At 65.0% G+C, this 18,680-nt stretch carries 17 protein-coding genes; 5 read left to right on the top strand and 12 right to left on the bottom strand.

The window, feature by feature from the left end; genetic code table 11:
- Positions 1–117: 117 nt before the first annotated feature.
- The 3 genes from ABH922_RS08415 to ABH922_RS08405 all read right to left on the bottom strand — a co-directional run bounded on the left by ABH922_RS08415 (position 118) and on the right by ABH922_RS08405 (position 2,147).
- Complete coding sequence (locus ABH922_RS08415; RefSeq protein ID WP_424806479.1) at positions 118–579, bottom strand: hypothetical protein; 462 nt, start codon at positions 577–579, stop codon at positions 118–120.
- A gap of 190 nt (positions 580–769) precedes the next feature.
- Entirely contained in the window at positions 770–1,264 is a 495-nt protein-coding gene (nrdR, locus tag ABH922_RS08410; RefSeq protein ID WP_424806478.1) for a transcriptional regulator NrdR, read from the bottom strand.
- A 223-nt stretch (positions 1,265–1,487) separates the two neighbouring features.
- Positions 1,488–2,147, bottom strand: coding sequence for a LysM peptidoglycan-binding domain-containing protein (locus tag ABH922_RS08405; protein ID WP_424806477.1), 660 nt, complete (start codon positions 2,145–2,147; stop codon positions 1,488–1,490).
- A 421-nt stretch (positions 2,148–2,568) separates the two neighbouring features.
- On the opposite strand from ABH922_RS08405, the gene lexA reads away from it, so the two are divergent.
- The gene (gene lexA / locus ABH922_RS08400; RefSeq protein ID WP_424806476.1) at positions 2,569–3,303 is read left to right on the top strand and encodes a transcriptional repressor LexA; all 735 of its coding nucleotides are present in this window, start codon (positions 2,569–2,571) and stop codon (positions 3,301–3,303) included.
- A 75-nt stretch (positions 3,304–3,378) separates the two neighbouring features.
- On the opposite strand, the gene ABH922_RS08395 is transcribed toward lexA, so the two are convergent.
- The 3 genes from ABH922_RS08395 to ABH922_RS08385 all read right to left on the bottom strand — a co-directional run bounded on the left by ABH922_RS08395 (position 3,379) and on the right by ABH922_RS08385 (position 7,708).
- Positions 3,379–4,521, bottom strand: coding sequence for an acyl-CoA dehydrogenase family protein (locus ABH922_RS08395; RefSeq protein WP_424806475.1), 1,143 nt, complete (start codon positions 4,519–4,521; stop codon positions 3,379–3,381).
- 183 nt (positions 4,522–4,704) lie between these two features.
- Positions 4,705–6,003, bottom strand: coding sequence for a uracil-xanthine permease family protein (locus tag ABH922_RS08390; RefSeq protein WP_424806474.1), 1,299 nt, complete (start codon positions 6,001–6,003; stop codon positions 4,705–4,707).
- A gap of 31 nt (positions 6,004–6,034) precedes the next feature.
- A complete protein-coding gene (locus tag ABH922_RS08385; RefSeq protein WP_424806473.1) occupies positions 6,035–7,708 on the bottom strand; it encodes a putative PEP-binding protein in 1,674 nt (557 codons plus the stop codon).
- Between the two features lie 167 nt (positions 7,709–7,875).
- Between ABH922_RS08385 and ABH922_RS08380 the strand changes: the two genes are divergently transcribed.
- The 4 genes from ABH922_RS08380 (at position 7,876) to ABH922_RS08365 (ending at position 12,063) form a co-directional block, all read left to right on the top strand.
- Positions 7,876–8,643 (top strand): DeoR/GlpR family DNA-binding transcription regulator, encoded by a 768-nt coding sequence (locus tag ABH922_RS08380; RefSeq protein ID WP_424806472.1) that lies wholly within the window; start codon positions 7,876–7,878, stop codon positions 8,641–8,643.
- A complete protein-coding gene (locus tag ABH922_RS08375; RefSeq protein WP_424806471.1) occupies positions 8,640–9,608 on the top strand; it encodes a 1-phosphofructokinase family hexose kinase in 969 nt (322 codons plus the stop codon). The genes ABH922_RS08380 and ABH922_RS08375 overlap by 4 nt, the downstream gene beginning before the upstream one ends.
- Positions 9,609–9,680: 72 nt before the next feature.
- Positions 9,681–11,723, top strand: a complete 2,043-nt coding sequence (locus tag ABH922_RS08370; RefSeq protein WP_424806470.1) for a PTS fructose transporter subunit IIABC — start codon at positions 9,681–9,683, stop codon at positions 11,721–11,723.
- 82 nt (positions 11,724–11,805) lie between these two features.
- A complete protein-coding gene (locus ABH922_RS08365) occupies positions 11,806–12,063 on the top strand; it encodes an HPr family phosphocarrier protein (protein WP_424806469.1) in 258 nt (85 codons plus the stop codon).
- 33 nt (positions 12,064–12,096) lie between these two features.
- Here the strand turns inward: ABH922_RS08365 and ABH922_RS08360 are convergent, their stop codons facing one another.
- The 6 genes from ABH922_RS08360 to ABH922_RS08335 form a co-directional block, all read right to left on the bottom strand.
- Positions 12,097–13,422 carry an alpha/beta hydrolase gene (locus tag ABH922_RS08360; RefSeq protein ID WP_424806468.1) on the bottom strand — a complete coding sequence of 442 codons (1,326 nt, stop codon included), beginning with the start codon at positions 13,420–13,422 and terminating at the stop codon, positions 12,097–12,099.
- 116 nt (positions 13,423–13,538) lie between these two features.
- Positions 13,539–14,567, bottom strand: a complete 1,029-nt coding sequence (locus ABH922_RS08355) for a hypothetical protein (protein ID WP_424806467.1) — start codon at positions 14,565–14,567, stop codon at positions 13,539–13,541.
- Complete coding sequence (gene hflX, locus ABH922_RS08350; RefSeq protein ID WP_424806466.1) at positions 14,567–16,024, bottom strand: GTPase HflX; 1,458 nt, start codon at positions 16,022–16,024, stop codon at positions 14,567–14,569. Before hflX ends, ABH922_RS08355 begins: the two co-directional genes overlap by 1 nt.
- A gap of 69 nt (positions 16,025–16,093) precedes the next feature.
- Positions 16,094–16,963, bottom strand: a complete 870-nt coding sequence (gene dapF, locus ABH922_RS08345) for a diaminopimelate epimerase (RefSeq protein WP_424806465.1) — start codon at positions 16,961–16,963, stop codon at positions 16,094–16,096.
- A 36-nt stretch (positions 16,964–16,999) separates the two neighbouring features.
- Positions 17,000–17,941, bottom strand: a complete 942-nt coding sequence (miaA, locus tag ABH922_RS08340) for a tRNA (adenosine(37)-N6)-dimethylallyltransferase MiaA (RefSeq protein WP_424806464.1) — start codon at positions 17,939–17,941, stop codon at positions 17,000–17,002.
- Positions 17,929–18,657, bottom strand: a complete 729-nt coding sequence (locus ABH922_RS08335; protein ID WP_424806463.1) for a hypothetical protein — start codon at positions 18,655–18,657, stop codon at positions 17,929–17,931. Before ABH922_RS08335 ends, miaA begins: the two co-directional genes overlap by 13 nt.
- Positions 18,658–18,680: the final 23 nt, after the last annotated feature.

Here is an 18,680-nt window from a genome sequence, read left to right as displayed (position 1 = left end):
CCCGCCGATGTCTGGAGGTCACCGCCGCAGGGACGCCGGCAGTTCATCCGACGCCGGCAACGCCTCACCTGCTCTCGGGTGCCGATATGTCGGCCGCCAACTCGACAGTGCATAGATCTATTTGTCGGACAAGGCAATTCGATGTTCGGCGCTGCCGACCGACGTCAATTCCTTGACCGCGGCCAGTGCACCGGGTTTCGGCAGTGCACACCAATCGGAGGGGTGTCCCGGCCGTATTGCCCGGCCATGATTGTCGACTAACCACAATTCGTCCAGCACGGCTGAATCGTCGTCGTCGCAGCTTCCGGGACATGAGATCTGATGCTCGGAGGATCGGTTCAGCCGTTCGATCACCCCGCCGACATCGCCTGCCCAGCGGTGAGCAGAGAATCCGACAGTTCGATCGGCGGCTACGTCGCCGCTCGGATGCGGATCGCACGTGAGAGCGGCAACAGCTACGAATCCGTCGGGAACCATGCCCGTCGGTGTCATCCGGAATGGGCCGACGCGATACGGTGGCGCGCATTGCAACGTCTGCTCGTCGATTGTCACGGCAACCGGGCAATCGGGAGTAGTCAACTGCCGGCTACCGATCACAGCGAAAACGACGATCCCGAATTCGAACCAACACCGAAACATGGTCACACCGACTCGGCTACCGGCCACGTGTCGAACAGAACCCAGGACGCCCGTCGAGGGGCGACTGCCGGTACTCGTATGTCCGCGTCGTACTCGGCGACGGAACTTCCTGTCGGTCCGCTGCCAATACTCAGTCGACAGTCACCGGATTTGCATCGGTGGCGCTTGATTGTCTTGCTTGCGCGTGTCGACGCATATCGGTGATTTCCTGCTCGAAGTCCTCTGCCGAGCTGAACGACTTGTACACCGAGGCGAATCGCAGGTACGCGACCTCATCGAGATTGCGTAGCGGATCGAGGATGGCGAGCCCCACCTCGTTGCTGGGAATCTCGGCCGAACCCGACGCCCGAACAGCGTCTTCCACCTGCTGGGCGAGAAGATTCAACGAATCGTTGTCGACCTGACGGCCTTGACACGCCCGGCGCACACCTTTGACGACTTTTTCCCGACTGAACGGTTCGGTGACACCGCTGCGCTTGACCACGGAAAGCACCGCCGATTCGACCGTAGTGAAGCGGCGGCCACATTGCGGGCACGATCGGCGTCGGCGGATCGCCTGGCCTTCGTCGGCTTCGCGCGAATCGACCACTCGGGAATCAGGGTGCCGGCAGAACGGGCAATGCATCGGTGTTCCTTCGTCGTCGCCGAAATGGCCGCAACTCCGATTCGCTACCGACTGTGAACCCTCCGACGATTCACAGAGCAGATCCACGTACTCAACGCGACCACCCGAGGTGGTGTGACTGTCAAGTGACACCTTACTCGCCGACGATCTGTGACTCGCACGCTCGGTGGGTCGTTTTCATCCCGACCGCGTACCGGCATGCGGGTTCACACGCATCGTCAGGTCAGCGCCCTTGCCCCGCAGGAACAATCAGAGTCTGACCGACTGTAAGTGCAGAGGTGGACATCGCATTGAGGTTCATGATCTGTTCGATCACCGACCACACCGGGCGATCGGGGGAGACTTTGGTGGCAATCGCGGTGAGCGTGTCGCCTGATGCCACCCGTACGACAGCGGTGTCGTCGCTTGTCGTTGCGTCACCGACGGAGAGGGCACCTATTCCCACCAATCCCAGCACCGCCGCTGCCGTCAGTACCACTCCGAGCAGCATCGACCGCCACGTCACGTCCTCGGTGCGGGCCTCGTGTCCGACTTGCGAGACGCCGACGCGGTTTCGGTACTCGAAGGTTCCACCTCCGGGCCGCGAACGATCCGTGTCGCCGTCCGTCCGGCGTGGGGTGGTCCGCACCCACATCGTTCCCTCGACACCACGCGCCACGGGCGGGATGTGCGACGGTGCGGGGGCTTGGGGCGCGGCACCGTAGAACGACGGGTGATACTTCAAAGCTGATGTGCCGTCGAATGCCGGCTGAGCAGGCGCAGCCGAGTCGGGACCAGGGCCGGGGCGCGGGGCTTGCGTCCGGTGCATGTTTCCCCCGAATGCCACGCCGTCCTCGAGTACCGCGCTGCCAAGTGTTGCGCTGCCAAGTGTTGCGTTGCCCATCATGACCTCCGCTGGTCTACACCGATCGAGTTATTCGATCATGCGTTCGATTACGAACGCATGTTCGAATTTCTACCACGATCAACCGACAATGTCTCTAGTCGAGGCGACACGAATCGAACAGATGTTTGAAACCCTGCGTGAATCCGGCTAGATTCGTTTCGAGACCACAGATTTTTCCCAGACCACAGGGCGGCAAACGCCGTCGTGCTCCGAGTTGCCGATTGACCGATCACCTGCTGATCGAGATCCGAACGATCACATGGTGACAGGAGCCACCGACAACCTCCCGAAATACCACTTGCTCCACTGCAACACCGCATCACCGCATCACCGCAGACACGCATCACCGCAGACACGCATCACCGCAGACACGCATCACCGCAGACACGCATCACCGCAGACACGGAGGCCACACGCCATGAAGGACGATCGCTCCACGAGTGCCGCGACGGCAGCAACCACGGCGGCAGGGGCTGGTGCGACATCAAGCGAATCGTTGACGCCGCGTCAGCGCCGTGTCCTCGAGGTCATCCGCGATTCGGTGAGTGAGCGGGGTTATCCGCCGAGCATCCGTGAAATCGGCGACGCCGTGGGTTTGACGTCGACGTCCTCGGTGGCGCATCAGCTTCGCACCCTCGAACGTAAAGGTTTCCTCCGGCGTGATCCCAATCGTCCGCGCGCGGTGGACGTGCGCGGCGTGGACGAAATCGCGGCAGACACCGCCATAGCGTCGGTGACCAAGATCTCGGGTGAGGCCACGTCGGCCGATCCACTTCCCGAACCCGCTTTCGTTCCGGTGTTGGGCCGGATCGCTGCCGGCGGACCGATTCTGGCGGAACAGGCTGTCGAGGAGGTGTTTCCCCTCCCCCGCGAACTGGTGGGGCAGGGTTCGCTGTTCATGTTGAAGGTTGTCGGCGAGTCGATGATCGACATCGCGATCTGTGACGGCGACTGGGTTGTGGTTCGCCAACAGAGCGTGGCGGAGAACGGCGACATCGTGGCGGCGATGATCGACGGCGAAGCCACGGTGAAGACGTTCAAGCGAACGAAGAAGGAGGTTCTGCTCATGCCGCACAACCCTCTGTTCGATCCGATTCCGGGTAACGACGCTGTCATTCTGGGCAAGGTCGTGACCGTGATGCGCAAGATCTGAGTCGAATTCCGGGAGCAGATATCGAGGCGGGGCCCTGGCAGATGCCAGGGCCCCGCCTCGTTGGGCCGGAACTGATCAGAGGTTGAGCGAACGTCCGATGATTTCCTTCATGATCTCAGTGGTTCCGCCGTAGATCGTCTGAACGCGAGAGTCCAGGTACGCCTTGGCGATCGGGTACTCCTTCATGTAGCCGTAGCCGCCGTGCAGTTGCAAGCACCGATCGATGAGCTTGACCTGGGCTTCGGTGGTCCACCACTTGGCCATCGCCGCTTCCTGGACGGTCAGCTTCTCGGCATTGAGTTGTTCGATGAACTTGTCGACCAGGATGCGAACGGCCGTGGTTTCGGTGGCAAGTTCGGCCAACACGAAGCGAGTGTTCTGGAAGCTGCCGATCGACTTGCCGAATGCCTTGCGGTCGCGGCAGTACTGGATGGTCTTCTCGAGAACGGATTCCATCGCTGCGGCCGCCACCACAGCGATGGACAACCGCTCCTGCGGGAGGTTCTTCATGAGGTAGATGAACCCCATGCCTTCGGCACCGAGCAGGTTGGCCGTCGGCACTCGCACGTCGGTGAAGCTCAGTTCTGCCGTGTCCTGCGCCTTCATCCCGATCTTGTCGAGGTTGCGTCCACGCTCGAAACCGGGCATGTCACGTTCGACCACGAACAGACTGAAGCCTTGGGCACCTTTGTCCGGATCGGTACAGGCCACGACGATGACGATGTCCGCGTTGATGCCGTTGGTGATGAATGTCTTGGAACCGTTGAGAATCCAATGGTCGCCGTCTCGAACCGCTCTGGTCTTGATGCCCTGCAGGTCGCTACCGGTACCGGGCTCGGTCATCGCGATGGCCGAGATGAGCTCGCCGGACGCGAATCCCGGCAACCAGCGCTGCTTCTGCTCGTCGTTGGCCAGGTCGAGGAGGTAGGGCGCGACGACGTCGTTGTGCAATGTGAACCCGATTCCGCTGAATCCACGCTTGGTGGTTTCCTCCGCGATGATCGCGTTGTAGCGGAAGTCCTTCACCCCTCCGCCGCCGAATTCCTCCGGAACCGCAGTTCCCAGGAATCCTTGTTTGCCGGCCTCGACCCACACGTCTCGATCGACGATGTTCTGCTCTTCCCACCGCTCGTGGTTCGGCGCCACGTGTTGCGCCAAGAACTTCTGGTACGACTCCCGGAAGAGTTCATGTTCCGGTTCGAACAAGGTGCGATCCACGTCGACTCCTCTGTATTTCCTCGGCGCTGCACTCCCACGAAACCGCGTTCCCGCGGAACCACGTTTCCCCACGGCGGTGCGCTATTTCAGCGGCGTGTTACCCACGCCACTCTTGAGCCCACAGTAGATCGCACCGCCGGATCGGTCGATGACTCGAACGATCACGATCCGTGACCGTACCGGTTATGTGTTACCCGAAGTACGCACAGCGGCGAGCTTCTTCATGACCGGGTACGCGATGAGAATGCCCACCGATCCCCAGGCGATGCCCCCCAGTTCGACGGAACCGATGGTGAGGGTCAGGTTTCCGATGCCCGCGACCAGGGCAGCTGCGGCGACGGTGAGATTCACCGGATCCGTGAAGTCGACCTTGGCCTCCATCCAGATTCGCACTCCGAGGATGCCGATGAGCCCGTAGAGCACCATCGTCGCCCCACCGATGACCCCGTTCGGCACGGTGAAGACGAGTGCGCCGAATTTCGGTGAGAACGCGAGCACCACCGCCGTCGCCGCAGCCACCCAGTAAGCAGCAGTGGAGTAGACCCGGGTGGCAGCCATCACCCCGATGTTCTCGGCGTAGGTGGTGGTTCCCGATCCACCGCCCGCACCGGCGAGTGTGGTCGCGAGACCGTCGGCGAACAACGCATTGCCCGCCATGTCGTCGAGCGACTTCCCGGTCATCGCCGACACCGCCTTGACGTGTCCGACGTTCTCCGCGACCAGCACGATCACCACCGGCAATGCCAGCACGATCACGGACCAGTCGAACGACGGACCGTGCAGGCTGGGAAGGCCGAACCAGTCGGCGGCTCGCAGAGCGTCGACACGGTCACTGTCCAGGCCACCGATCACTGCGGCGAACACCCATCCGACGACAACCCCGACGAGGATGCCCAGACGACCGAGCAACCCCGGCCCCACCACGGTCACCAGCAGAATCGACAGCAAGGTGACGGTGGCGATCAGCGGCTGAGACTGAAACGACCCGGCTGCCGTCGGCGCCAGATTCAGGCCGATCAGTGCCACGACGGCACCGGTCACGACGGGCGGCATGACGGCATCGATGATCCGTCCGCCGATCAGCCGAACGGCGACGCCGATCAGCATCAGCACGACACCCACCGCCACGACAGCGCCGAGCTGGGCCGCCGGCCCCGAACCTGCCGACGCCGTGAGCGGTGCGATGAACGCGAACGACGAACCCAGGTAGCTGGGAATCCGGCCGCGCGTGATGATCAGGAACAGCGCGGTTCCGATACCCGAGAACAACAGCGTGGTGGTGACGGGAAACCCGGTGATGGTCGGCACCAGCAGCGTGGCCCCGAACATCGCGATGACGTGCTGCATCCCGATTCCGATGGTCCGCGGCCAACTCAACCGCTCGTCCGGCCCGACCACTGCACCGTCGGCGATCCGCTTGCCGTCCCCATGGACGCTCCAGCCGAGGCCGCCGGCCCTCGTCGTCGTATCTCGTTCGTTCACAGCTCGACATACTAGAGGTCGACGGCACGAGTCAGGACAACGCGGCTACTGCGGCCTCCCGCGCTGCGGCCGGGCTTCCCGTTGCCAGAACCGCCGTTGCGGCGGCCTCGCACTGTGCGGAGGTGACCGTGCCGAGTTTCGCACCGACCCCGGCGACAGCTGCTGCCGCACAGGAGAGTGAGGTGACACCGAGACCCACGAGCACACATGCGAGCAGCGGATCCGATGCGGCCTCGCCGCACACTCCGACCGGCTTGCCTGCGGCTTTGCCCGCGGCCGCGGTACGGGCGACGAGCGCGAGTACCGCCGGCTGCCAGGGATCGGTCAACGCTGCGAGTTCGGACGACATCCGGTCGGCAGCCATCGTGTACTGAGCCAGATCGTTGGTGCCGATGGACAGGAACTCCACGTGTTCGAGGATCTGCTCGGCCAGCAGGGCGGCTGCCGGGATTTCGACCATGACGCCGGGAATGAGGTTTCGCACGCGGACTGCTTCGGCGAATTCCCGTGCCTCGTCCGGGGTGGCGATCATGGGGGCCATGACCCACGGCGATGACGACGTCGAGGCGGCCGCGGCCGCAATGGCGTCGAGTTGACGGTCCAGAATCCCTTTGTCCTGCCAGGCAATTCGAATGCCGCGGACGCCGAGCGCCGGGTTGGCTTCGTCCGCATGGTTGGCGAACGCGAGTGGTTTGTCGGAGCCGGCGTCGAGAGTCCGGATCACCACTTTCTTACCCGTAAAGGCGTCCATGACCTCGCCGTAGATACTCGCCTGCTCGTCCACGGTCGGTTCGACGTCGCGTCCGAGGAAGCACAGTTCGGTGCGGAACAGTCCGACACCGCTCGCCGCGGTCGATGCCGCAGCTCGGGCGCCTGCGCCGTCCTGAACATTCGCCAGGACGTCGACGGTCAACCCGTCCGCCGTGCGTCCGGGGCCGGTCCAGGCACCGATACGGTCACGTTCGACGCGGTACTGCTCGACCAGCGCCGTCGCCTCCTCCGGGTCCGGGTTCGAAACGATCTCACCGCCGGCACCGTCGACGAGAATCAGTGCGCCGGCCGGCACCGATCGCAGCTCGGCGGCGGCGACGATACACGGAATTCCCAGTTGTCTGGCGATGATCGCCGTGTGGCTGGTCTGGCCGCCGCGAACAGTGACCAACGCGACTATCCGGGCAGGATCCAAGCCTGCGGTGTCCGCCGGAGCCAGATCGTCGGCGCAGAGTACCGAGGGCACAGCCGGGGTGGGAATGCCCGGCTCGGATTCGCCGGACAGCTCGGCGACGACTCGATCGCGAATGTCTTCGAGATCGGTGACTCGCTCGGCCGTCACACCGCCGAGCTTGGTGAACACGGCGGCGAACTGTTCGGTGGCCGCGATCGCGGCCTGTACCGGCGGCACCCCGGCGGCTATCGACTTCCGGGCGGCACCGATCCAACCGCGATCTGCGGCCATCGACGCGTTGGCGAGCAACACCTCGGCGGCGGAGCCGGTCGCAGCGGCAGCTCGTGCGCGAAGTCGATCTTCGACGGCCTTCGCGGCGTCGACGAACGTCGTTTGTGCCGTGTCGCGCTCGTCCTCGGACAGTGTGGGTGCCTCGACGATCAGCGCCGGGCGAGGCGCAGGCCAGATCGCCGGACCGTACGCCACGCCGGGGACCACGGGCGTTCCCCGGACGGTGGTGCGTTCTCGCTGTTCGCTCATCAGTCCTCCAAAAACCAACTCGGTAGTGCCGTCACTACCTCTTCGCTGTGACGAACGTTACTCGTGCTGCTTGACATGTCAACACATTCGGGCGTAAAACAACATAAAGCAACATTCACTGTGATCCACACCGCACCACCCGGATCACCCTTCGAAGCGGAGCGCACGTGTACGCGGAAGAACGCCAACAAGCGATCGGCACCCTGGTGTCGCAGCGCGGACGAATGTCCGTGGCGGCTCTGGCCGAGACCTTCGGGGTTACGACGGAGACCGTCCGCCGTGATCTCGCGCTCCTCGAACGCATCGGCCAGATCCGACGCGTACACGGCGGCGCGGTACCTGCCGGTTCACTCACCGTCGGCGAACCCGGCATGGCCGAGCGTGACCAGACCCGAGCCGAACAGAAAGAGCGAATCGCACGCTGCGCGCTCACCTATCTCCCACCGGCCGGCGGCAGCGTCATCTTCGATGCCGGAACCACCACCGCACGCATGATGCCCGAACTACCCGGCGATCACGATCTCACCGCGGTGACCAATTCGGTACCGATCGGCGCCCGCCTCGCGTCGATGACCGCGGTGTCGCTGATCCTGCTGGGTGGTCGGGTGCGCGGCGTGACCCAGGCTGCCGTGGGCGAGGACGCCCTCCGACTCCTGAGCACCCTGCGGGTGGACGTCGCGTTCATCGGCACCAACGCCGTCAGCGTCGACCACGGTCTGTCCACCCCGGACAGCGAAGAGGCCGCGGTCAAACGCGCCATGGTCAAGGCCGCCAATCACGTAGTAGTGCTTGCAGATTCGTCGAAGGTGGGACGAGAGCATCTGATCAGTTTCGCTCCGCTCGACAGCATCGACGTCCTCGTCACCGACTCCGACATCAGCGCGGAATCGACAACCGAATTTCAGGACCACGGAATCGAGGTGGTGATCGCATGATCGTCACACTGACAGCCAATCCGAGTATCGATCGCACGGTACGTCTCGAGCAACGCCTCGAGCGCGGTTCGGTACTGCGCGCCACATCCACACGCAGCGATCCGGGCGGTAAAGGCGTCAACGTCGCTCGCGTGCTGACCGCGGCAGGCGTCGACACCCTCGCGATCCTGCCCGGCAACCCCGGCGATCCGCTACTTCTCGCACTCGAAGAAGGCGGCATCCCGTGCCGAGGCGTGAGCGTCGACGGATGTGCCCGCACCAACATCACCATCGCAGAACCCGACGGGACCACCACGAAGATCAACGAACCCGGTCCCGCATTGTCGGCGGCGACTCTCGACGCGCTGGCCGGGGAACTTCTCCACCATGCCGACAACGCCAGGTGGTTTGCGCTCTCCGGCTCACTGCCACCCGGCGTGCCCCTGGGCTGGTACGCCGAACTCGTCGTCGCGCTGCGCGACCATCCCTGCCGGATCGCCGTCGACACCTCGGACGCACCCCTGACCGAGCTCGCCGACGGATTTCCACGCGCTGCCCCCGACCTGCTGAAACCGAACGGCGAGGAACTCGCACAGCTGACCGGCTTCGACTCGCATGTTCTCGAGCAGGCAGCCGAAGCAGGCGATCCCGGTCCCGCGATCGCAGCCGCAGGTCGTCTGGTCGATCAGGGAGTCGTGTCGGTACTGGCCACGCTGGGTGCCGCGGGCGCCGTGTTGGTCACCGCCGACGGCGCCTGGGTCGCCCACCGACCGCCCATCGTCGCACTGAGCACCGTCGGCGCAGGCGACTCGTCCCTCGCCGGTTATCTCCTGGCGGAGACCGAAGGGCTGGCCGAACCCGATCGTCTGCGCCGGGCGGTGGCCTACGGCAGCGCTGCAGCCGCACTACCCGGAACCACCTTGCCGCGACCCGATCAACTCGATCTCGACGCCGTCACCGTCACCGCAGTCCAACCACACAGCTGACAGCACAACCGCACAGCCGCACAGTCGCAGTGCGCCGAGCAACGAACTCCCTCGAGCCAGAAGGAACACGACATGTCCGATACCACCGCAGGTGCAGGGTCCGGCCCGAGCATCATCAGTGCGGAACTGATCTCACTCGACACCGACCTGGGTACGAGCAAGGCAGACGTCATCCGGTCGTTGGCCGAGCGTCTCACGTCCGCCGGTCGAGCAAGCGAGGCCTCGGGGCTGATCGACGCCGCCCTGGCTCGCGAAGCCCAGTCCGCGACCGGACTTCCGGGCGGTATCGCGATCCCCCACTGCCGCGCCGAAGCGGTTCGGACCGCGTCGCTGGGATTTGCACGCCTGAATCCGAAGGTCGACTTCGGCGCTCCGGACGGCCCCGCCGACCTGGTCTTCCTGATCGCCGCACCCGAGGGCGCAGGCGCCGAGCACATGAAGCTACTCTCCTCGCTGGCGCGTGCCCTTGTCCGTCCGGCATTCGTCGCCTCGCTTCGGGAAGCCTCCACCGAAGACGAGATCGTCCGTCTCGTCGACGACGTTCTCAACCCCGCACCGAAACCAGCCGCGCCCGACACAGTTTCGACCCCCACCTCCTCCCCGGAGACAACCGCCGAGACGAAGAACGCGCAACAGCACATCGTCGCCGTCACCGCGTGCCCGACCGGGATCGCACACACGTACATGGCGGCCGACTCGCTGGTTGCGGCCGGTGAACGCGCCGGTGTGCCCGTGCACGTGGAAACTCAAGGATCGAGCGGTAGTACACCGTTGGCGCCGTCGCTGATCGCGAGCGCGGCAGCGGTCATCTTCGCCACCGATGTCGGGGTCAAGGGCCGCGAGCGATTCGCCGGTAAACCGGTGGTTGCGTCCGGCGTCAAACGTGCCATCAACGAGCCGGACAAGATGGTGTCCGAAGCATTGCGCGCCGCCGAGAACCCCGGAGCCGCAAAAGTAGACGGCAGTGCCGCGGCAACCGAGGACTCCGATGCAGGTTCCATCGGATTCGGCACCCACCTGCGACAGGTCCTGCTCACCGGCGTCAGTTACATGATTCCGTTCGTCGCAGCTGGTGGTTTGCTGATCGCGCTCGGCTTCCTTCTCGGCGGATACGAGATTTCCGGGCCCGCCAAGGACATCGTCCTCGACAACTCGCTCACCAACCTTCCCGACGGCGGACTGAAGATCTATCTGGGTGCGGTGCTGTACCAGATCGGCTCGCTGGCGTTCAGCTTCCTGGTCCCGGCGCTGGCCGGTTACATAGCCTTCGCGATCGCCGACCGTCCCGGTATCGCGCCAGGCTTCACCGCCGGTGCGGTGGCCGTATTCGTCGGCGCCGGCTTCATCGGCGGCCTGGTAGGCGGTCTGATCGCCGGTGTCGTCGCCCTCTACATCGGCAGAATCGCAGTTCCTCAGTGGCTTCGCGGTCTCATGCCCGTGGTGATCATCCCGCTGTTCGCGACTCTCGTCGTCGGCGCCTTGATGTTCTTGGTGCTCGGACGTCCGCTCGCCGCGATCACCAACGGACTGACGGACTGGCTCAACGGCCTCTCCGGCAGCTCGGTAGTATTCCTCGGCATCATCTTGGGCCTGATGATGTGCTTCGATCTGGGCGGTCCGGTCAACAAGGCCGCGTACGCCTTCGCCGTCGCCGGTCTGAATGTGAACGACCCGGCTACTCTGCGCATCATGGCCGCCGTCATGGCGGCCGGTATGGTCCCGCCGCTCGCGATGGCCTTGGCGTCGACCGTATTGCGCCCCAAGCTCTTCAGTGCGGCCGAGCGTGAGAACGGCAAGGCAGCCTGGCTGCTGGGCTCCGCATTCATCTCCGAAGGCGCCATCCCGTTCGCAGCAGCCGATCCGCTGCGTGTGATCCCGTCGATGATGGCGGGCGGCGCGGTGACCGGCGCACTGATCATGGCGTTCGACGTGACGTTGAGCGCACCGCACGGCGGAATCTTCGTCTTCTTCGCAGTCGGCGGCATCGGCTGGTTCCTCGTGTCCCTCGCCGTCGGAACCGTGATTGCTGCCATCGCCGTCATCGGTGCCAAAGAACTCATCCGCAAGAAACCCACCACCGATACCGAGAGGGTGGCGACTGCGATAGCGGCCTGATCGGGAGTCACTGCCGCTACCCTCCGATATGAACCCGAATTTCCCCGGCACTCGTCCGACCACCACACAACCAGGAGTTATCATGCCCAGCAAGACAGTCACCGTCGGTTCCGCAGTCGGCCTGCACGCTCGCCCCGCGGCGTTGATCGCCGAAGCCGTTGCCGACTCCGGCGTCACCGTGACCTTGGCGGTAGCCGATACCGAGCCCGTGGACGCGGGGTCCGCGCTGATGATCATGACTCTCGGCGCAACCCAGGGCACCGAGGTCACCGTCGAGTCCGACGACGAAGCGGTCCTGACCACGATCGCGGACCTGGTCGCCTCGGATCTCGACGCCTGATCTTTCGCTCCCCACGGTTGCCGAGCCGGGCACTCACCGAATCAGGTCGAGTGTCCGGCTCAGCCAATCGATTTCGAGTGCGAATGCCGTGCCCCAGACCTGGCCGGAATGGCCGCCGGGCAACGAATAATATTCGACGTTCATGCCTGCTCGGCGCGCGGCAGCGAACATAGTCTGCTGTTGCGGCCGGAACGTCGCGTCGTCCGCCCCCGCGACAAAGATCCCCGAAATCTGCGGAAACGAATTGTGCAACATCAGATCTCTGGCATTGACCGCGTCGAATGCGCTCTCGTCACCGCCGAACATCGCCGATACCGTGGTGGCATGGTCACCCACCGACGGCTCGTCCTGACCGGAGAAGTCCAAGAACGTCGGATACCGCTCCGGGTGGGTGACCGCCATCTGGATGGCGCAGGTACCCCCGTACGAGTAGCCGCCGATCGCCCACTGGGCCGGATTCGGATTGACCTGCAGATTCGTCTCGATCCACGTCGGCACGTCGTCCGAGAGATACGTGGCGACGTTGCCGAGGGACGAGTCCATACACCCGGGATTGGCATCGAACGCACCCAAAGCGTCGGGCAGCACCACTACCGGGGCCAGACCGGAGTGCTGCGAGGCAAAGGAATCGATTGTCCGAGTGAGCTTCCCACTGTCGAGCCAATCGGCCGGATTTCCAGGCTGGCCGGCGATCAGAACGAGGACGGGCAGCTCGGCTCGCGGTTCGGCAAGGTAGGCAGGCGGCAGGTACACCATGGCCGGGCGAGCCGCGAAACCGGAAACCTCGCCTGGAATCGGTACCTCGGTGAGGACTCCGTGCCGGGGAATGTCCGCTGGGGCCCGCCAATGCTCCTGTGTCGGCAATCCCTGTTGAGGTGCCGGATCGAAGCCTGGCACCGAAGCGAAATCGACGGTCTCCGTTGCTCCGAGCGGCCAGTGCCCTACCAGCGAGCCTGCCGTCGGAAAGGTACCGGTGTGCGCATTGACCTGCCCGGCCGCGACCACCGCTGCGATCCCGGCCAGCCCGATCACCGATGCACCTCGAAGCAGTCCTGGGCGCCGTCGGAGCACCATGACGGAGCCGACCATCACGAACCCCGCCACCGCCGTCCACAGCAGACTGGGCACCGGCACCTGCAGTGGGAGCGGCCGGTACCTCACCCACACCACCACGGCGCAGGTCACGGCCGTCAGAACGGCCAGACCTGCGGCCACCAGGGTGGCGCGCCACGCCAGCCACCTCGTCATCAGCACCGCACCGACCAGCGCCACGGCCGAACCGACAAGCAGCACGAGAATCGCGTGGCCGTGATCGAGGGACAGTTGCGACAGTCGCGTCAAGAAATGTTGCTCGTGCACCCGTCCCAGTATCCACATCCGCGGCGGGGCCGCGAGTCAACCCCGCAGCCGTTCAACCCCGCAGCCGTTCAACCCGGCAGCCGTTCAACCCGGCAGCCGTTCAACCCCGCAGCCGTTCAACCCCGCAGCCGTCGTGACCGGGTCGAGAGCAGACCTACCCCCACAACGCCGACAGCGAGACCGGCCCAGACAATAGTCGTCCAGTGCCGCGACGACGACGTCGCATCGCGTGCAGGCGCAAGCGCGTCGACCACACCGCGGGCAATGTGGATCGGAGGTAGATCACCGCCCGCCGCTTCCGAGCCGATCAGAAGGTCCCCACTTTCGGTGAATGCGACGGATTCACCCTGCGGCTCGGCCGGTGTGGGTATCGTCGCGACAGGTTCGGTGTCGACCAGCGTGGCGCCGACGTCGCCGTCGACGATTCGATACAGGTAGACGTCGGTGTATGTTCGCAACGCCAGAACCTCACCGCCTGCGGAGACCGCTCCGCCGGTGAACAGAACCGAACCGACGGTCCCCGAACTCGCCTTCTCGCTGCCGGCGGTGACCGTTCCGACGCGTTTCAACGCAGTGGGACCCGGGCGAGCCAACTCCCCTGTCGTCTCGTTGTTCGCCGGGGTGTAGACAGCGCTTGCTCCGAAGAGTTCCTTCGTCACGATGAACGGCCGACCGTCCGGGCCGAGAAGCAACGATTCCGCGTCGTGCGGCCCGTCCGGATACGTCAACCGGTGCAGGTCGCCCTCGCCGGTGTCCGGATCCATGGTGACAAGTGCGACAGTGGTGCGCGTGCGGAGATTGTCCCCGGTGTCGGAGAGCACGAGTGCGCCGTCGAGACTCGCCAGGTCCTCGACGTCGTACGGGTCGATCGGAACGGGAATTCGGCGATGGACGTGGCAGTCCGTTCCCATCTCCAGAACGACGTCGTCGTTACCGCTGTCGCCGATGCCGTACAGACGGTCACCGACGACGACCATTCCCGACAGCTCGTCGAGGCCAGGATCTGTCGGTGTGCACAGCACGTCGAAGCCGTCGGTGACCGGAGAGAAAGCGCGGGCATCGGCGATGCCGACAGTGAGCACCACGGCGGAGCCGGTCAGCAGTGCAGCGGCCGCCGACGCGAGTGCCGCACCCGCCCGACGCACTAGGCGCTCGGTGCGTACTCGACCAGCGCCGAGGCCAACATGTGCGGCACGCGGGCATGCACCCGGGTACCGGACTCCTCGTGTTCGGCTTCCAATATCGTTCCGTCGGAATGAATTCGAGCCATCAAGTCACCGCGCGTGTACGGCACCAGCACATTGACCTCGACGTCGGGGCGTACGAGTACCTCGCTGAGCCGAGCGCGCAACTCGGCGATCCCCTCGCCGGTGCGCGCCGACACGAACACCGCACCCGGGAGCAGGGATCGCAGTTGGGTGAGCGTCACCGGATCCGCCGCGTCGATCTTGTTGACCACCATCAGTTCCGGCGGTGCCGTCGAATCCGTCTCGCGCAGAACGTCGGTGACCACTTCACGCACCGCCTTGATCTGTTCGGTGGGCAACGCGTCGGATCCGTCGACGACATGCAGCAGCAAGTCCGCATCAGTGACCTCTTCGAGCGTGGAGCGGAAGGCCTCGACCAATTGTGTGGGCAGGTGTCGAACGAACCCGACGGTGTCGGTGACGACGTATTCTCGACCGTCGTCGAGCGCGGCGCGTCGCGTCGTCGGATCCAAGGTGGCGAACAGCGCGTTCTCCACCAACACCCCTGATCCGGTCAACGAGTTGAGCAGACTGGATTTACCGGCGTTGGTGTAGCCCACTATCGCGATCGAGGGAATGTCGCTGTGCAGCCGCTTCGTTCGCTTGGTGTCGCGGGCGGCTTTCATCCCCTTGATCTCACGGCGCAGCTTCGCCATCCGCTCACGGATGCGTCGGCGATCGGTTTCGATCTTGGTCTCACCAGGTCCACGCAGACCGACGCCGCCGTTACTGCCCGCCCGGCCACCGGCCTGCCTCGACATCGACTCACCCCAACCGCGCAGCCGGGGCAGCATGTATTCCATCTGCGCGAAGGCGACCTGCGCCTTACCTTCACGAGAAGTGGCGTGCTGAGCGAAGATGTCGAGAATCAACGCGGTGCGATCGATGACCTTGACCTTGACGATCTTTTCCAGCGCGGTCAGCTGGGCGGGTGTCAGTTCACCGTCACACACGACGGTGTCGGCGCCGGTCGCGAGCACGACTTCGCGCAATTCCTGAGCCTTACCGGAACCGATATAGGTGGACGCGTCGGGTTTGTCGCGGCGCTGGACCAGTCCTTCGAGGACCTCCGAGCCTGCTGTCTCGGCAAGCGCGGCCAACTCGGTCATACTCGCCTCGGCCTGGATCGCGGTGCCCTGAGTCCAGACACCGACCAACACCACTCGTTCGAGTCGGAGCTGGCGGTACTCGACCTCGGTGACGTCTTCGAGCTCGGTGGACAGACCGGCGACGCGCCGCAGCGCACCGCGGTCGGCAAGCTGCATCTCACCGGTCGAAGGATCGCTTCCGGAGCTGTTCGCGTAGTCGGACTGCGTGTGAGCGGTGAACTCTTCGTTCTCATGTGTGTTCGTCATACGAAATCCATGGTCGCACGAAATACACCCGCGATGCATCCGCATTTCACGACCGGGTGAACCCGCAGGTCAGGCAATCGAATTCCACCACTCGTCGCTGATTGTTCCGGTCGCCACCAGAACCGACGGTCCGCGCAGGGCCGCCCGGGAGTCCGCTATCGTGACCTGCACCTCGCCGCCGAGCACCCGCACCGTCACCGAGCCCGACTCCCGGCCGTCGTGGCGCAGAGCCGCCGCCGCAGCCGCGACGGTGCCGGTTCCACACGATCGCGTTTCACCGACGCCCCGTTCGTGAACCCGCATCCGGACAGCACCGTCGTCGATCGGTGTGACGATCTCGATGTTCACCCCGTGGGGAAAGAACGCCGGATCGAAACCGGGTGCCGCGGTGAGATCGAGACCGGCCAGGACGTCGGCCGTGGTCTGGTCGTCCACGCAGGCCAGGTGCGGATTACCGACGTCGATACCGATGCCGCTGAACACTCGACCGTCGACGGTGGCAGTACTGGGTCCGAGATCGTTCACCACTCCCATGTCCACGGTGACGTCCCCATTGGTGGCGTCGCTGCTGTGGACGACGACCGGCCGGGCACCGGCGCGAGAACCCACCACGAACCCGGTACGGCTCTCGAGCCCCGACGCCCGCAGATAGTGCGCGAATACCCGAACACCGTTGCCGCACATCTCGGCTATGGATCCGTCGCCGTTGCGATAGTCCATGAACCAGTCGTCCGCACCGACGCCGTCTGGAATCGCGTCCAGCACCCCGGCCTGCGCCAACGCGCCTGCCTTCGCGACCCGGAGGATTCCGTCGGCGCCCAACCCACGTCGGCGATCACACAGGGCCGCCACTGTCGACAGCTCGAGATCGATCGTCACGTCCGGATCGGGGAGAACGACGAAATCGTTCTCGGTACCGTGGCCCTTGCTGAAATCCATGCCCGCCATCCTAGTGCGGACATCACTGCCGACCGATCAGGCGTCGGACACCGGCGTCGCCAGCCCGGAGATCACCGCGGACACCAGGTTCGGGTCGGCCCCGTCCACCCACCGCACCCGGGAATCACGACGGAACCAGGACCGTTGCCTGCGCACGTACCGGCGGGTGCCGACGAATGTCCGCTCGAGCGCTTCCGAGAGATCGTATTCGCCGTCCAGGTAGGCCAGGACCTGCGCGTATCCGATAGCGCGCGGCGCGGTCACACCGTCACGAAGACCCACCTCGATCAGCGCGCGTACCTCGTCGATCAGGCCGGTGTCGAACATCTGCTCGGTACGCAGTCGGATGCGGGCGTCGAGTTCCTCGGTGTCGCGGTCGACGCCGACGATCCGGGTCCCCCACCGCGCCGGGCCGATCTGCGGCGCCGACGCCGCGAACGGCTTTCCCGTCAGCTCCACCACCTCGAGTGCCCGCACCATCCGTCGACCGTCGGTCGCGAGAATCGAGGCGGCGGCCACCGGATCGGCGGCGGTCAACGCGGCATGGACGGCGCCGACCCCGGACTCCGCCAACACCGCTTCCCACTTGGCTCGAACCTGTGGATCCGTTGCAGGAAAAGACCATTCGTCGAGGAGTGACTGCACGTACATCATCGAACCGCCCACGACCACCGGCATCCGTCCGTTGCCGATCAACTCCTCGATGACACCGATCGCGGCCTGCTGGTACTGCGCGACGGTAGCGGTTTCCGTGACGTCGAGGACGTCGAGAAGATGATGCGAGATGCCACGTCGATCGGCAGGAGGAAGCTTGGCGGTTCCGATGTCCATCCCGCGATACAGCTGCATCGCATCGATATTGACGATCTCGCCGCCGAACTCCTCTGCCACGGACAGAGCGAGGTCCGACTTGCCTGTCGCGGTCGGTCCGACCACCGCCACCGGACGCAGTTCTTCCGGAACGTTCACGGACGCCACATCCCGACGTGGTAACCGACGCCGAACGGCGCACCACGGTAGCTCTGCGCTGCGCGCGGCGGTGCCGAGGCGAACACGCCGGCCAAGGTCTGCCATGGCGCTCGACCGTCCATGCCCACGTCGGCGCACAGGGTCGGGTCCAGGCTTTCGACTGCGGCACGGTCACCGGTGGCGAGCGCCTCGTCCACCATCGTCTGTACCGGGGCGGCACGCTCGTCGAAACTGCCCGGGGCCTTCTTCGTCAATGTGCGGGCGCCGTCCGCGAGCACGAGCAGTGCAACCGGTTCGGGATCGGCATCCATCTGCTCGCGCAACGACACTCCGAGGTGGTGGCATTCCTGCGGTGTGGCGTCCGTGGCGACGGTGTGCAGGTCGATGCAGACTTCCGAGTCGACCTCAGACCTGAGCCAACCGGCGATCAGTGCAGAGAGTTCGAGCTCCGGATCCGGTGGTCCGTCGGTGGTCGGATCGAGCGCCGTGCGCAGATCCACGCCGAACCCGAGAAACGTGCCCACCACCGCGCGTCCCACCCCGACCCGGTGTACCGGTCGACCCGCCTGCCCCACTCCCAACGCGATCCAGCGCCGTGAGCCTCGACCGAGCTCTCGCACGGCGGCGACAGCGGCGAGACGAAGATCGGCGGCCTCCGAGCTTTGTCCGGCCAATTGCGGGACGAGGAGTGGCGGTGCAGGTACCAGAGCAGCAGCTGTGAACACCCGTCCCACGCTAGTCGACCCCG

Source organism: Rhodococcus sp. 27YEA15, from assembly GCF_049739425.1.
In the GTDB taxonomy this organism is placed as follows: Bacteria; Actinomycetota; Actinomycetes; order Mycobacteriales; family Mycobacteriaceae; genus Rhodococcus_F.
Note: the sequence above shows the minus strand (reverse complement) of the source record. Positions and strands in the feature narration are given on the sequence as shown.

Bases quoted from the DNA above. Each gene is read 5' to 3' on its own strand.
- nrdR (WP_424806478.1), bottom strand. From the start codon at position 1,264: ATGCATTGCCCGTTCTGCCGGCACCCTGATTCCCGAGTGGTCGATTCG.
- ABH922_RS08405 (WP_424806477.1), bottom strand. From the start codon at position 2,147: ATGGGCAACGCAACACTTGGCAGCGCAACACTTGGCAGCGCGGTACTC.
- lexA (WP_424806476.1), top strand. From the start codon at position 2,569: ATGAAGGACGATCGCTCCACGAGTGCCGCGACGGCAGCAACCACGGCG.
- ABH922_RS08385 (WP_424806473.1), bottom strand. From the start codon at position 7,708: ATGAGCGAACAGCGAGAACGCACCACCGTCCGGGGAACGCCCGTGGTC.
- ABH922_RS08375 (WP_424806471.1), top strand. From the start codon at position 8,640: ATGATCGTCACACTGACAGCCAATCCGAGTATCGATCGCACGGTACGT.
- ABH922_RS08370 (WP_424806470.1), top strand. From the start codon at position 9,681: ATGTCCGATACCACCGCAGGTGCAGGGTCCGGCCCGAGCATCATCAGT.
- ABH922_RS08365 (WP_424806469.1), top strand. From the start codon at position 11,806: ATGCCCAGCAAGACAGTCACCGTCGGTTCCGCAGTCGGCCTGCACGCT.
- hflX (WP_424806466.1), bottom strand. From the start codon at position 16,024: ATGACGAACACACATGAGAACGAAGAGTTCACCGCTCACACGCAGTCC.
- dapF (WP_424806465.1), bottom strand. From the start codon at position 16,963: ATGGATTTCAGCAAGGGCCACGGTACCGAGAACGATTTCGTCGTTCTC.